Origin of the sequence: Litoribrevibacter euphylliae (assembly GCF_042646085.1) — a bacterium.
GTDB lineage: Bacteria > Pseudomonadota > Gammaproteobacteria > Pseudomonadales > Litoribrevibacteraceae > Litoribrevibacter > Litoribrevibacter euphylliae.
The window spans coordinates 149,672-162,693 of the sequence record NZ_JBHRSZ010000007.1; the positions used below are offsets into that span (position 1 = coordinate 149,672).

Sequence of the window (13,022 nt, forward strand, 5' to 3'; positions counted from 1 at the left end):
CGATTTTTTCACTAAGCGACATTGAAATTCCCTAATCCATTTATATAGATTTGCTGATATAATCGACGACATTTCGCTTTCGGATGTATAAGACTATGACACATGCCACTTCACCATTTAGCGCCTTAAAGCCCATCTCCGGCCTGTTTGTCATTCTGGTACTTTCACTGTCATCCGGCTGTGGTCAAAAAGGTGGCCTGTATATTCCTAAAACAGACTTACCAGAAGCACAGACCACACAAACATCCGAAACAGCTTCTCAAGAGACAAAGAAAAAAGCTCAATCCGCCTCTTCAAACGATTGATACTTAAAGACTACGGCCTCCAGGACACGAAAAATCTATCATGACTCAAGCATTTGAATACCGAAACAACCAGCTTTTTGCAGAAAACGTAGCCGTTCAAGACATCCATCAAAGTTACGGCAGCCCTTGCTATATTTATTCACGCGCTGCGTTCGAGAACCATTTCCTGGCTTATGAGAACGCACTGCAAGATGTACCTCATTTGGTTTGCTACGCAGTGAAAGCCAACTCAAACATTGCGGTATTAAATGTATTGAGCAAACTTGGTGCAGGCTTTGACATTGTTTCCGTAGGCGAGCTAGAACGTGTAGTGGCTGCCGGTGGTGACACCTCCAAAGTCGTGTTCTCGGGCGTTGCTAAAACAGAAGCTGAAATCAAGCGTGCCTTAGAGCTCGGTATCTACTGCTTCAATGCGGAGTCTGATGCAGAATTGGATCGCATCAACAAAGTCGCCGGTGAGCTTGGCAAAGTGGCTGATATTTCGCTACGAGTGAACCCTGATGTCGATGCCAAAACGCACCCGTACATCTCGACCGGCTTGAAAGAAAACAAGTTTGGTATCAGTGTCGATCAAGCCATCGCCTGCTACCAACGTGCACACGCACTAGACCACCTTAATGTTGTTGGTATGGACTGCCACATCGGCTCTCAGTTGACTGAAATCCAACCCTTCATTGATGCCATGGATCGCTTATTGAAGATCATCGACTCACTGGCTGAACAAGGCATCGTTATTGAGCATTTGGATTTAGGCGGCGGCTTAGGCGTAGTCTATGACGATGAACAACCGCCTGCTGTTGCTGACTTCATTGATGCCATCAAACAACGCATTGAAGGTCGTAACCTTAAATTAATCTTTGAGCCAGGTCGTTCGATTGCGGCCAATGCAGGCATCATGACGACACAAGTCGAGTTCCTGAAACCTACCGAACATAAGAACTTTGCCATCATCGATGGTGCGATGAATGACCTGCTTCGCCCATCTTTGTACGGCGCCTGGCAAGCCATCGTTCCGGTATCGATTCGTCCGGACGCAGAACAAGATACCAAGCTTTGGGATTTAGTCGGGCCTGTGTGTGAAACTGGCGACTTCCTAGGTAAAGATCGCGAGCTGGATCTACAAGCAGGCGACTTGTTGGCCGTTAAATCCGCCGGTGCTTATGGTTTTACTATGAGCTCAAACTACAACAGCCGTAATCGCGCAGCCGAAGTGATGGTCGATGGCGACAAAGTACACTTAATTCGTCAACGTGAAACCATCGAACACCAATTAACGGGCGAACAACTGATTAACGACTAAGGCGCATTCTTAAGCGCTGAATGGAAAGATCTCAATGCGATTAAAGTTTACAAAGATGCACGGTTTAGGCAATGACTTCATGGTGATTGACCTGGTGACTCAACATTACAAAATGGACGAGGACACGGTTCGCCAGTTAGCAGACCGTAACTTCGGCATTGGCTTTGACCAAATGTTGATCGTCGAACCCCCGACGTCGCCCGATGTCGACTTTACTTATCGCATATACAATGCTGACGGCAGCGAAGTTGAACAGTGTGGTAATGGCGCTCGCTGTTTTGCTCGCTTCGTCAAAGACAAGCGCCTTACCGCCAAGAATGAGATCAAAGTCAGCACCAGCAGCGGTAAAATCACCTTACATCTCCAGTCCAATCGTGAAGTGACTGTGGATATGGGTGAACCTGTGTTGGAACCCAAGGCCATTCCTTTTGAAGCGGATCAATTTGCGTCCGAGTACGACTTCGAAGCCAATGATCAGCAACTCACCCTCGGTGCCGTGAGCATGGGTAACCCCCATGGCGTATTGGTCGTTGATTCCGTTAAAACAGCACCTGTAGAATCACTTGGCCCAATCATCGAAAGTCATCCACGGTTTCCGCAGCGAGTGAATGTTGGCTTTATGGAAATTGTCAGCCGCAACGAAATTAACCTTAGGGTTTACGAGCGTGGCGCTGGGGAAACCTTAGCCTGCGGTACAGGCGCATGTGCGGCCGTGGTTTCCGGGCAATTACGAGATTTGCTCGATCCTGGTGTTAAGGTTAATCTACCAGGTGGTAGCCTGTTCATTGAATGGGCCGGCAAAGGTCACCACGTCAACATGACAGGCCCGGCAACGAGAGTCTTTGAAGGTCAGATTTATCTTTAAGTACGAAAATCACAGTACACAACTTCATCTGGCGGGCATTACAAAATAATAACGCAGAGCAGTAAGCATGACGGAACAGCTACAAGACATCACCGATCAACAGGTGGAAGACTACTTAAATAAACACCGGAACTTCTTTGTTGGACGAGACAAGCTCCTCTCCAAGATGCGTATCCCGCATGCTACTGGTGGCGCTGTTTCGTTGGTTGAACGTCAGCTTAATTTGTATCGTGAGCGACACACACAACTCGATCAACACATGCGCGACATGCTGACCATCGCCAGAGAAAATGATCGTTTGTTTGAGAAGACTCGACGCCTGGTACTCGATTTACTAGACGTTCAGTCATTGGACGATTTGTTCCTCTCGTTGGAAAACAGCATTCTTTACGATTTCGAACTCAATGCCTGTTCACTGTTTGCGTTTGGCATCAGTGACGATCAGCCAAGAGAACACAGCACCAACAGTTATATGAGAATTGTGCTGCAATCGGAACTGCCGGAAACCTTGGCACGCTGGGTTGCATCTGGTCAGCCTTACTGTGGCGTGTTGGACGAAGACTTAACCAAGTTCCTGTTCCCACAAGGATCGGATAAAATTCAATCCGCAGCAGTAACCCCCATCCGCCGAGGTCACGACCTGGGAATTTTTGCTATCGGCAGCGAACACGATGATCGATTCAGTGCAGGCATGGGTACGTTATTCCTGAATTACATCAGCGATGTATTGGCGCAAGTGTTACCACGCTTTGTACAACACGCATTGGACGAGCATTAAATGGCCGACAGCGTATTCAACTCCGCACTCAACGAGTTCTTACGCTATCTGACCGATGTTCGACAGGTCTCTCAACACACCATCAGTAACTATCGCAGAGACCTGACTCGTTTCATTCAATTCCTTGAAAGCCAAAAGCTTAAAGCTTGGGAACGGGTCGATGCAGGCCACATTCGTTTCTTCAGCGCATATTTAAAACGGCAGAACCTTTCCAGCAAAAGCATTCAAAGAAACTTATCTGCCTGTCGTAGTCTCTTTAGCTATCTCAATAAAGAGAACATTTGCAAAACCAATCCTGCGCAAGCCGTCAGTGCCCCCAAAGCCGATCGAAAGTTACCCGGCACCTTCGACGCAGATCAAATTAATGCCCTGTTAGATTTCATCCCAGAAGACTGGATCGAGTTTCGCGATAAAGCCATTATGGAACTGTTTTATTCATCCGGTTTGCGTCTCTCAGAGCTGGTAAGCCTTAATGTCCAGGACCTTGATCTCAGAAGCGGCCAATTGGTGGTCACCGGTAAAGGACAAAAGACACGCGCCTTGCCCATTGGCCGACATGCTGTTTCAGCGTTACAAGACTGGATTGAACAACGGCCATTGGACTCAGGACATGCCCTGTTTACTACACAACAAGGGCAGCGACTCAAGCAGCGTAGCGTTCAAGAGCGTTTAAAACACTGGGCAATGAAACAAGGCATATCAGGAAACCTTCATCCCCATAAACTCAGACACTCGTTTGCCAGCCACATGCTGGAATCGAGCAGTGATCTCCGAGCAGTCCAGGAATTACTCGGGCATGAAGATATTTCAACAACGCAAATCTATACCCACCTGGACTTCCAACACTTAGCCCAGGTTTACGATAATGCGCATCCCCGCGCGAAGCGCTCTAAAAAGTAAGCACTAACGATACAAAGGCCATCCAGTGATACAACTCATTACCTTCGACCTCGATAACACCCTGTGGGATTCCGATCCCGTTATTTTGTCGGCAGAGCAGGCCTGCTGGGATTTTCTATCCCAATATTACCCGAAGATAAATGATCACTTCACCAAGCTAAGTTTACGAAAGCTGAAGTTTGAATTGGCCGATGAGATTCCAGCTTTGGCACATCGCGTCAGCGAAATTCGCCGTTTTTGCCTGCAAAAAGCCTTGGAGCGAGCAGGCTATACCCAAGCTCAATCCGAAGAAGGCAGTCAATTGGCGTTTACAGCGTTTTTAACAGAGCGCCAAAACATTGAGCTCTACCACGATGCACTTGAAATGCTTAATGATTTAGCCAAGAGTTATCGCCTCGCAGCCCTGACCAATGGCAACGCCGATCTCAGCAAATTAGGCTTGGAAATGTTTGAATTTGGGCTTAACGCCGAGAATTTTGATGCCGCTAAACCTGAGCCCTTTATCTTTGAGGCCGCATTGCAACGCACAGGCTTACAGCCTCAACAAGTACTGCATATCGGAGACCACCAAGAGCACGATGTTTATGGGGCAGCTCGATTGAATATCCATACGCTGTGGTTTAATCAACACCATGAAATGTGGGAACGGGATGATTGCCAACCAGATCTGATCGCGTCCACACTGTCAGATATTCCCGAGCTAATCAACCAGTATCTTAAGACAATACCTTAAAACGACGTAACTGATCAGCTGCCTTTGATGCGATCCAGCGCCTGAACACGTCGAATTTCATTGTCTTCGAACAGGCGCGTTTGCAAGCTTTCTATTTGATCGGTCTGCGCCGCTTCCGAAAGACCTTCACTTTCGATTTCGGCCTTTTGATCAAGATAGTCCTGATACCTCGAGTCCCATTGCGCTTGCGCTGTCTCTACCTGCTGTAAGCGTGTCGCAGCGTCTTCACCTAGAACCTGCGCACGAGCTTGAAACACCTCTTCATCACTGGCTCCAGAGGCTTTTAAACTTGCCACTTCGACATTCAACTTTTGCATCTGATAATCGTCTTCTAAGCGCGGTTTAATGCTTTCAGGTGCGTCTTCCATCAGCTTCACTAACGCCTCTGATCGCTCAAGATCAGACAGCTCGGTATTGCCATTTAATGCCATTTTGTCGAGCATATAACGATCAAAATCTTCATTCTCACCAAAGAACGCACTCGCCGCCTCATCACCCAAATACTGAGTACGAAGACTACTCAACATATCCAGCCGAGCTCTATGTTGTGCCAGTGGTGAATCACCGTATTGAGATAAACCTTCTCCGACCTCTTGCTCTAGATCCAACAGCGCCCGTTTGAGTGCAATGTAGTTATTCAATAGCTGCACGGCTTCTTCTTTGGCTGGCGATTCCAGCCGGGATTCAATTAAGGCAACCATGCGATCAATAACTTGTTCTAAGCTTTCTTCACCCAGAGTGGATAGGAAGTACTCGAAGAAATCTTTATTGGCTTTGGACAGAATTAGGTGACCATCAGGGCCTACCTCAAACCCTCCATTAATATCCGTCCCCCTCAAAGAACGAGGTAACGACTGCAAGATTTCCTGCTCTCGTCGCAATTTCACCGTATCATTTGAGGTAATCTCTGCACGAACAACAGATTGGTTATCAACAATAACCTCAGGTGCAGGAGCCGACACATGGTTATCAGAAATGTAATTGAAATCGGACAGATCACGAACGTCTGGTTCGGACTGGGTAAACCAGAAACTTAATCCACCTAATGTCAGAAAAAGAAGAGCGAGAATAGAAAGGGTAATTCGCATGGGCTACTGCTCCACTGCCCAATGCGATGTAGCAAGCTAGATGGGGCGACTTCCGTATTTACTTTCAGGCTTTTTCGGTGGATCCGCCATAACGTTGGGTTCAACCACCGTTACTGCGCCTCCGGCCTTCAGAAAATTTTCGATATCGCTCTCCAACTGAGCTCTCAGGTCTACATGATTGGACCTTGATTTTTGTTGTTCGTCATTCGAGAAAAAATCTTTGTCGTTATAATTTGCCATAAACTTCCTCGCTTCTCCGTAGGCATTCAGTTACCAACTAAGCAATATTAAGTTATAGACAATTTTCTCGAATTTACTAAATGTTTGTACGATTTTAGAGTGATTTTCACTCAATTCAGACGTCTTCGTCCATCTCAGAATCGTCCATTACACCAAGCATCTGTTGCTTGAAGTCTTTGCTGACAGGCTGAGGGCCAATCCAGACTTTCAACAAGGCGTCATAGAAATCTTTGCCTTCCAGAACCGCATCCTCACGACCAGGCATATGAACTATTGTTCCTGTTCCAGGGACATAATCAATGGTCACTTCATCCCCTTTATGCAAACGGATGTCATCAAATAAAGACAAGAACAGGTCAATTTGAGGCTTTAAGACTTGATGCTCCTCCTTGCTGATATTGATAACCAAGGCTTCGTTCAAAGCATTAGCCACCTTCCGGGCACTTACGCGCTTAAGCAATACATGAAACATCATACGCTTATAAGTATCCGCACTGATGATGGTGTCGGGGTCTTGAGATGCTTCTTCCAGATACAAACCGCCAATGTAGACATCAACAATCAGGTATTTTTTCCTGAGCGCGGCGCCATTCAGAACCAACTGAGTCTGTCCACTTTCTAAAGAAACGGTATCCGCAACTTCCACATCAGAAATAAGCGCAGCATGGAGAGACCATGAACACAAAAGCACAATCACCAGGATCGCATTTCGAAACCAGAACATGAGAGGAACCTCGTTAGCATTTATTGTTATTATTTTCATGCGACATCTAACTACAGCCTTTAATCCAGCTTTATGACGCTTTGATTAATTTTCAAACACATTGTGCCCATGTGCCGACCGAAAGGACAGAGTATAACGACATTTTGTGACTGCAATCACATAGCAAGCGCCAAGATCCTAAGCTTATCCGACAACAGGTAAAGATCACTTGACGCAATTGGTTGGTACTATTGGTTGTTGCCAAAGTTATGCACCACCTCATATTCATCTGCTCAATGCAGATACGCACTTACCGACCTAGGCAGTACCGGACAGAAAACTGAGCTGAACCCGTTCTACTTCATCGCGCACATGCTGTTTAAGATAAGGTCGCTCCAACGCAAACACCTGGTAGATTCCACGACGAAGACGATCACGTGTAATCTGATCTTCCAGAGAGATATCATAATCAGCGGTTCGTAAATAAGTTGCCCAGGAAGTCGCCACTAACCAGCTATTAATAGCCAACGCCTTAATCTCTTCATCTGAAATTTCAATGATACCGGCACGTCGCAGCCCATGATAAATAGCTCCGACTTTTTCAAGACAGCGACGACTGAACTCTGTGTAACGCTCTCTCAGTCGCTCATCGTTATCGATGAAATAGGCCAGATCCCGATGTAAGAAACGAAACACCCACATACCTTCAAAAACCGCTTCCAGATAGTGCGCTTTATCTTGAATGGTTAGGTCATGATCGTCAGGAACGTCAAGTGTTTGATCCACCAGCTGTTCATATTCTTGGTAGATTTCATAAACAATCTCGGATTTATTCCGAAAGTGATAGTAAAGATTTCCCGGTGAAATCCCAAGATGCGCAGCAATATGATTGGTGGTGACATTACGTTCACCCTGTTCGTTGAAGAGCACCAAGGCCGCTTCGAGAATTCGTTCTTTAGTATTCATGTAATCGCTTAATTGCCTACATCACTAGGATAAGATTAGAGCCCAAGCTCTATCTTCACTTATCTTATCGCTAGGGTCAAAGCTTATGCTTGTGATTACGCTGACTCTCTTCATACCACTCACCCCGATTGAATATAAAATAAGCAAAACAGTTGCATTTCTCATTTAGAGCAATTACTCTAAACAACATACAGGGTAAATTTTGACGGTTTGTCGCATCCACGAGTTATTGAATAACCGTGATCTACAGCCTAGAGAGGAGCAATATTATGGTTGCCAACGTTGTTGCATTATCGGAATCAAAACGCGAAATTCAGAACCTAAATCAAGTACTTAGCACTCAAAAGCAAGCATTTCGAGAAAATCCAATGCCAAGTCTGAACGAACGTTTGGCCAATCTAAAACGCCTCAAGGCCATGGTATTGAAATATGAAAACGAAATTTGCGATGCCATCAATGCTGACTTTAGCAGCCGTTCAAAAGATGAAACGCTGATTGCAGAAATCATGTCGGTTGTCTCTGGTATCAACTATTGCATGAAGAACCTCAAACAATGGATGAAACCTGAAAAACGCCACGTCAATCTGCTCTTCCAACCAGCGTCTGCCAAAGTGGTTTATCAACCTAAAGGCGTTGTCGGAATTGTTGTTCCTTGGAACTACCCTGTGTTCTTATCGCTTGGCCCACTGTGCTTCGCTTTAGCCGCAGGTAACCGAGCTATGGTTAAGATGTCAGAGTACACACCTCGCACATCGGCGCTATTGGATAAGATCATTGGTGAAACCTTTGATAAGAGTTTAGTGAGTGTTATCACCGGTGAAGCCGATGTAGCCCAAGAATTTACCAAGAAACCGTTCGATCACATTCTATTTACGGGCTCAACGCTAGTCGGCAGCCATGTAATGCGTGCCGCAGCAGAGAATCTGACCCCTGTGACATTGGAGTTAGGTGGTAAATCTCCTGCGATCATTGCACCGGATGCACCAATGCACGATGCGGTTGATCGCGTGTGTTTCGGTAAGTCATTCAATGCAGGTCAAACCTGTGTAGCTCCGGACTATGTGCTGTGTCCAACTGATAAATTGGATGAATTTGTAGATTACTACAAAGAGACCTTTGCTCGTCTTTATCCATCGATTAAAGACAACCACGATTACACTGCGATTGTAGATGACCGCCAATATCAACGCCTCAGAACCTGGATCGAAGATGCACGCAGCAAGGGTGCACAAATCATCGAGATCAACCCAGCAAACGAAGACCTAAGCTCAGGAACACGCAAACTGCCGTTGCATATCGTGCTTAATCCAACCCCAGATATGACAGTGATGCAGGAAGAAATTTTTGGCCCCATCCTGCCAGTGATTACTTACAACAGCATGAATGAAGCGATCAACTTCATTAATGATCGTCCACGTCCATTAGCCCTTTATTACTTTGGCTACAACGTTGAAGAACAAGAGCATGTGTTGGCTAAAACGCACGCGGGTGGTGTGTGCTTGAACGATGCCATCATGCATGTAGCGCTTGATGATCTACCATTTGGCGGCATCGGCCCATCCGGCATGGGCGCCTATCATGGTCATGAAGGGTTCTTAACCTTTTCCCACGCTAAGTCAGTATTAAGTAAACCTCGCCTGAACAGTGGCAAACTGGCCTATGCCCCTTATGGGAAGATGATTCATAAAATGATTTATAAGTTCTTTATTCGTTAATCCGTTTCGAAAACCTCTGTCCCTGGAGTGTATGCCGACATCCACTGGGTGTCGGCATTTTTTTATCCCAATCCAGATAAGAGCAAACTAATTAACGAACTAAATCGATAAAAAAGTTACCAATCCTTTGATTTGGAGCGAGGAAACTCCTCTGAACTCTTACCAAGCGCAGTAAATTTCGGTAACATGCCCGTTCAAATCTACAGCGTTTATGCGGAATCATATATGAATATTGTCGTTTATCCGGGTACTTTTGATCCTATTACCAATGGCCATGCCGATTTGATTGAACGTGCAGCTCGCTTGTTCGACAAAATTATTGTGGCCGTCGCCGAAAGCCCGAAGAAACGTCCTACTTTGTCTTTGGATACTCGTGTTCAGTTAGCGCAAGAAATTACCGCGCATCTTGATAACGTTGAGATTGTAGGTTTTAGAAACCTATTGGCAGACTTTGTAACCGACGTGAACGCAAATGTTATTCTGCGAGGCTTAAGAGCTGTATCGGATTTCGAATACGAATTTCAGCTGGCCAATATGAACCGTGTATTAGCGCCGACTGTAGAGAGTATGTTTCTAACGCCAGATGAAAAAAATTCCTATATTTCATCTACACTAGTAAGAGAAATTGCCGCACTTGGTGGAGATATTTCAAAATTTGTTCACCCGAAGGTTGAACAAATTTTACGAGAGCACGTGAGCAAGAACTCAAATTGAAGCACTGCAGACTTTTAAATTTAGCGCTTCAATTTAAACTTTATACTGCCACATGCTTTCAACAGCCAAGTCGCAGGAGACTTCAGTATGTCGCTTCTAATTACTGACGAATGCATTAACTGTGACGTTTGTGAACCTGAGTGTCCTAACGCAGCCATTTATCCTGGAGATGTGGTCTATGAAATAGACCCTTCCATGTGCACTGAATGCGTAGGCCACTACAATGAACCTCAGTGTATTGAAGTATGTCCAGTAGATTGCATCCTTATAGATCCGGAAAATCCAGAAACCCAAGACCAGTTAATGGACAAGTTCAAGAAACTGACCGGAAACTAACACTATTGAATCGCTTGTTAACGCCCTCTGTTAAGCAGCACTTCATCTTCCTTATTTTTGTCAGTTTCGTCTTTAGCAATCCGGTCATTGCCTCCAACTCTGAGACACCACCTCAGAGTGCCATAGCATCGGCACATCCTCTGGCCACACAGGCTGGCATCAAGATTCTTCAGCAAGGTGGTAATGCCTTTGATGCAGCCATCACCGTTGCTTCTGTCCTAGCCGTGGTCGAACCTTACAGTTCTGGCTTTGGCGGTGGCGGCTTCTGGCTAATTCACGATGCAAAACAGCAGCGTAACGTGTTTATTGATGGTCGTGAAACGGCACCCCAAAAAGCCCATCCAAAGCTTTACCAAAACAATCAGAATGAAGTTATCCGCTCATTGTCCATCAATGGACCGCTCGCCGCAGGTATCCCAGGACAAGCGGCAGCATTAGCCCATCTCGCTAAGCATTACGGCAACCTCCCACTTTCTACAACACTATCAGATGCTATTCACTATGCCGAACAAGGCTTCCCTGTGGATAAAGTCTATCGGAAACTGGCTGCCTACCGCCTTAAAGCGATGCAGGAAGAAAGAACAACAAACGCAATCTTTTTAGTCGACGGAAAAATACCTGAGCTTGACCACCTCATTAAACAGCCCGCCTTGGCCCAAACCTTAAAGCGACTAGCTAAAGCAGGCCACACAGGTTTTTATCAAGGAGAAACAGCTCAGTATTTAGTAAAAAACATGACAGATCATGGTGGCATCTGGACATTAGAGGATTTAGCGAATTATCAAGTGATCGAACGCGCCCCCATTGAGTTTGATTATCAAGGTTATCATTTCATTTCTGCACCACCACCTTCCGCAGGTGGTATCGCACTGGCTCAAATGTTCGGCATGCTACAACACCATACCATGCCTCAACATCAAAGCGTCGAACAGATTCAGTTACTGGCCGAAGTAATGCGTCGCGCTTATCGAGACAGAGCTGAATACCTGGGTGATCCCGCGTTTACTGACATCCCCAGCAAATTAACGAGCAGCTCTTACCTCCAACAGCTCAGCAATTCGATCACACCGAACAAAGCAACACCGAGTAGCGAATTAAAACCTGTGCTTCCGCCTAATCAAGGAACCGATACTACGCATTATTCTATTCTGGACGACCAAGGAAACCGAGTGTCTGCCACGCTAAGCATCAACTTACCTTTCGGTTCAGCTTATACCGACCCAGATACTGGATTACTCTTGAACAACGAAATGGATGACTTCTCTAGCCAACCAGGCGTACCTAACAGTTATGGCCTAGTTGCAACTGAGGCGAATGCCGTAGAAGCAGGTAAACGACCATTATCCAGTATGACTCCTACCTTCATTGAAAGCCCAGATTCACTCGCCATACTTGGAACACCTGGTGGAAGCCGCATCATCACCATGGTCTTTCTAGGAGCCTTGGAACACCTCAATCAAGCGCCAGTGGAAAACTGGGTAAGTCGCCCGCGATTCCATCATCAATATTTACCCGATGTAATTCAACACGAGCCCGAAACCTTTAGTTCTGCAGAGAAGAAACAACTAGAAAGGCATGGCTATAAATTAAAGCCCGTTGGCCGAACATATGGCAACATGCAGGCCATACTCTGGAATCTAAAGGAAAAGAAAGTCACTGCAGCTTCCGATCCGAGACGAATCGGAAACTCTTTAACCTTAAACCATTAAACGAAGGGCTCTACTAAAAAGCATAGACCAGCATAGCTTTGGCAGTTAATGCTGTAAAAGTATAGTCTTTGGTTAGGTAACTGGTCGCGTTTTGACTAGTAGAAGCCTCTAAGTTAAATGTTGTTATATCTAGCTCAGTTCTAATCCGGAAGTTTTGGTTGATATAGAACTGACTTCCTCCGCCTAAGATAAAAGATTCCGATGTCTGGTCTTCACCCACTCCGAACTGAGCTTGTCTGTACGAAAAGTCCGATTCGCCAAATCCCAACTTACCATACAAATCCAACTTCCCTAAAAAAGTTTCTTCGAAGGGTAAAGCCATCAAACCTGAAATATGCCATGCTTGCATATCAACATCACTTAATGAATCCACACCGTATTCATTGTAATCATAATCCTGGTAACTCCATTCTATTGAAAAGTTGTTGGAGAATTTATAACCAGCAACAAAGCCGTATGCGGTGCCAGAATCATCCCAATCACCATTGCCCTGATTATCTTCAATAAAGCCATCGTCATAAAACTTAGTGATACCAGCACCAATGCCAACATATGGGCCCATTTCGGCATGAACAACAGATGCGAAAGGCAAAATAGAAACAAGTGATAAGCAGGCCAGCGTTCGAGTAGTTATCATTATTTTTCTCCTTAAGTGCGAACGCTGGCTATT

General features: G+C 45.6%; 15 protein-coding genes. 10 read left to right on the plus strand and 5 right to left on the minus strand.

Translation table 11 applies throughout. The features are described 5' to 3' along the window. The first annotated feature begins 95 nt into the window (after positions 1-95). The 6 genes from lptM to ACFOEK_RS16105 all read left to right on the plus strand — a co-directional run bounded on the left by lptM (position 96) and on the right by ACFOEK_RS16105 (position 4,881). The gene (gene lptM, locus ACFOEK_RS16080; RefSeq protein WP_386722488.1) at positions 96-305 is read left to right on the plus strand and encodes an LPS translocon maturation chaperone LptM; all 210 of its coding nucleotides are present in this window, start codon (positions 96-98) and stop codon (positions 303-305) included. 40 nt (positions 306-345) lie between these two features. Next, on the plus strand, positions 346-1,605 hold the full coding sequence (gene lysA / locus ACFOEK_RS16085; protein WP_386722489.1) for a diaminopimelate decarboxylase: 1,260 nt from the start codon (positions 346-348) through the stop codon (positions 1,603-1,605). Between the two features lie 34 nt (positions 1,606-1,639). After that, positions 1,640-2,470 carry a diaminopimelate epimerase gene (gene dapF, locus ACFOEK_RS16090; protein ID WP_386722490.1) on the plus strand — a complete coding sequence of 277 codons (831 nt, stop codon included), beginning with the start codon at positions 1,640-1,642 and terminating at the stop codon, positions 2,468-2,470. Between the two features lie 67 nt (positions 2,471-2,537). Further along, positions 2,538-3,248 carry a DUF484 family protein gene (locus ACFOEK_RS16095; protein WP_386722491.1) on the plus strand — a complete coding sequence of 237 codons (711 nt, stop codon included), beginning with the start codon at positions 2,538-2,540 and terminating at the stop codon, positions 3,246-3,248. Then, positions 3,249-4,148 (plus strand): tyrosine recombinase XerC, encoded by a 900-nt coding sequence (xerC, locus tag ACFOEK_RS16100; protein WP_386722492.1) that lies wholly within the window; start codon positions 3,249-3,251, stop codon positions 4,146-4,148. Between the two features lie 25 nt (positions 4,149-4,173). Next, entirely contained in the window at positions 4,174-4,881 is a 708-nt protein-coding gene (locus ACFOEK_RS16105) for an HAD family hydrolase (RefSeq protein ID WP_386722493.1), read from the plus strand. A 14-nt stretch (positions 4,882-4,895) separates the two neighbouring features. On the opposite strand, the gene ACFOEK_RS16110 is transcribed toward ACFOEK_RS16105, so the two are convergent. The 4 genes from ACFOEK_RS16110 to ACFOEK_RS16125 all read right to left on the minus strand — a co-directional run bounded on the left by ACFOEK_RS16110 (position 4,896) and on the right by ACFOEK_RS16125 (position 7,878). Then, entirely contained in the window at positions 4,896-5,969 is a 1,074-nt protein-coding gene (locus ACFOEK_RS16110; RefSeq protein WP_386722494.1) for a lipase secretion chaperone, read from the minus strand. Between the two features lie 36 nt (positions 5,970-6,005). Beyond that, positions 6,006-6,209, minus strand: coding sequence for a hypothetical protein (locus ACFOEK_RS16115; RefSeq protein ID WP_386722495.1), 204 nt, complete (start codon positions 6,207-6,209; stop codon positions 6,006-6,008). Positions 6,210-6,324: 115 nt separating this feature from the next. After that, positions 6,325-6,933 carry a chalcone isomerase family protein gene (locus tag ACFOEK_RS16120; RefSeq protein ID WP_386722496.1) on the minus strand — a complete coding sequence of 203 codons (609 nt, stop codon included), beginning with the start codon at positions 6,931-6,933 and terminating at the stop codon, positions 6,325-6,327. 297 nt (positions 6,934-7,230) lie between these two features. After that, positions 7,231-7,878 (minus strand): TetR/AcrR family transcriptional regulator, encoded by a 648-nt coding sequence (locus ACFOEK_RS16125; RefSeq protein ID WP_386722497.1) that lies wholly within the window; start codon positions 7,876-7,878, stop codon positions 7,231-7,233. Between the two features lie 269 nt (positions 7,879-8,147). On the opposite strand from ACFOEK_RS16125, the gene ACFOEK_RS16130 reads away from it, so the two are divergent. From ACFOEK_RS16130 to ggt, 4 genes are all read left to right on the plus strand, one after another. After that, positions 8,148-9,593 carry a coniferyl aldehyde dehydrogenase gene (locus ACFOEK_RS16130; RefSeq protein WP_386722498.1) on the plus strand — a complete coding sequence of 482 codons (1,446 nt, stop codon included), beginning with the start codon at positions 8,148-8,150 and terminating at the stop codon, positions 9,591-9,593. 225 nt (positions 9,594-9,818) lie between these two features. Further along, positions 9,819-10,307 (plus strand): pantetheine-phosphate adenylyltransferase, encoded by a 489-nt coding sequence (coaD, locus tag ACFOEK_RS16135; protein WP_386722499.1) that lies wholly within the window; start codon positions 9,819-9,821, stop codon positions 10,305-10,307. 87 nt (positions 10,308-10,394) lie between these two features. After that, positions 10,395-10,643, plus strand: a complete 249-nt coding sequence (locus ACFOEK_RS16140; RefSeq protein WP_386722500.1) for a YfhL family 4Fe-4S dicluster ferredoxin — start codon at positions 10,395-10,397, stop codon at positions 10,641-10,643. 5 nt (positions 10,644-10,648) lie between these two features. Then, a complete protein-coding gene (gene ggt / locus ACFOEK_RS16145; RefSeq protein WP_386722501.1) occupies positions 10,649-12,352 on the plus strand; it encodes a gamma-glutamyltransferase in 1,704 nt (567 codons plus the stop codon). A gap of 13 nt (positions 12,353-12,365) precedes the next feature. On the opposite strand, the gene ACFOEK_RS16150 is transcribed toward ggt, so the two are convergent. Next, positions 12,366-12,989: a porin family protein gene (locus tag ACFOEK_RS16150; RefSeq protein ID WP_386722502.1), complete on the minus strand. Its 624-nt coding sequence runs from the start codon at positions 12,987-12,989 to the stop codon at positions 12,366-12,368. Positions 12,990-13,022 lie beyond the last annotated feature (33 nt).

Excerpts from the sequence above, each read along its gene's own strand:
- lptM (WP_386722488.1), top strand. The coding sequence starts at position 96 with ATGACACATGCCACTTCACCATTTAGCGCCTTAAAGCCCATCTCCGGC.
- lysA (WP_386722489.1), top strand. The coding sequence starts at position 346 with ATGACTCAAGCATTTGAATACCGAAACAACCAGCTTTTTGCAGAAAAC.
- dapF (WP_386722490.1), top strand. The coding sequence starts at position 1,640 with ATGCGATTAAAGTTTACAAAGATGCACGGTTTAGGCAATGACTTCATG.
- ACFOEK_RS16095 (WP_386722491.1), top strand. The coding sequence starts at position 2,538 with ATGACGGAACAGCTACAAGACATCACCGATCAACAGGTGGAAGACTAC.
- xerC (WP_386722492.1), top strand. The coding sequence starts at position 3,249 with ATGGCCGACAGCGTATTCAACTCCGCACTCAACGAGTTCTTACGCTAT.
- ACFOEK_RS16110 (WP_386722494.1), bottom strand. The coding sequence starts at position 5,969 with ATGCGAATTACCCTTTCTATTCTCGCTCTTCTTTTTCTGACATTAGGT.
- ACFOEK_RS16115 (WP_386722495.1), bottom strand. The coding sequence starts at position 6,209 with ATGGCAAATTATAACGACAAAGATTTTTTCTCGAATGACGAACAACAA.
- ACFOEK_RS16120 (WP_386722496.1), bottom strand. The coding sequence starts at position 6,933 with ATGTTCTGGTTTCGAAATGCGATCCTGGTGATTGTGCTTTTGTGTTCA.
- ACFOEK_RS16125 (WP_386722497.1), bottom strand. The coding sequence starts at position 7,878 with ATGAATACTAAAGAACGAATTCTCGAAGCGGCCTTGGTGCTCTTCAAC.
- ACFOEK_RS16130 (WP_386722498.1), top strand. The coding sequence starts at position 8,148 with ATGGTTGCCAACGTTGTTGCATTATCGGAATCAAAACGCGAAATTCAG.
- coaD (WP_386722499.1), top strand. The coding sequence starts at position 9,819 with ATGAATATTGTCGTTTATCCGGGTACTTTTGATCCTATTACCAATGGC.
- ACFOEK_RS16140 (WP_386722500.1), top strand. The coding sequence starts at position 10,395 with ATGTCGCTTCTAATTACTGACGAATGCATTAACTGTGACGTTTGTGAA.
- ACFOEK_RS16150 (WP_386722502.1), bottom strand. The coding sequence starts at position 12,989 with ATGATAACTACTCGAACGCTGGCCTGCTTATCACTTGTTTCTATTTTG.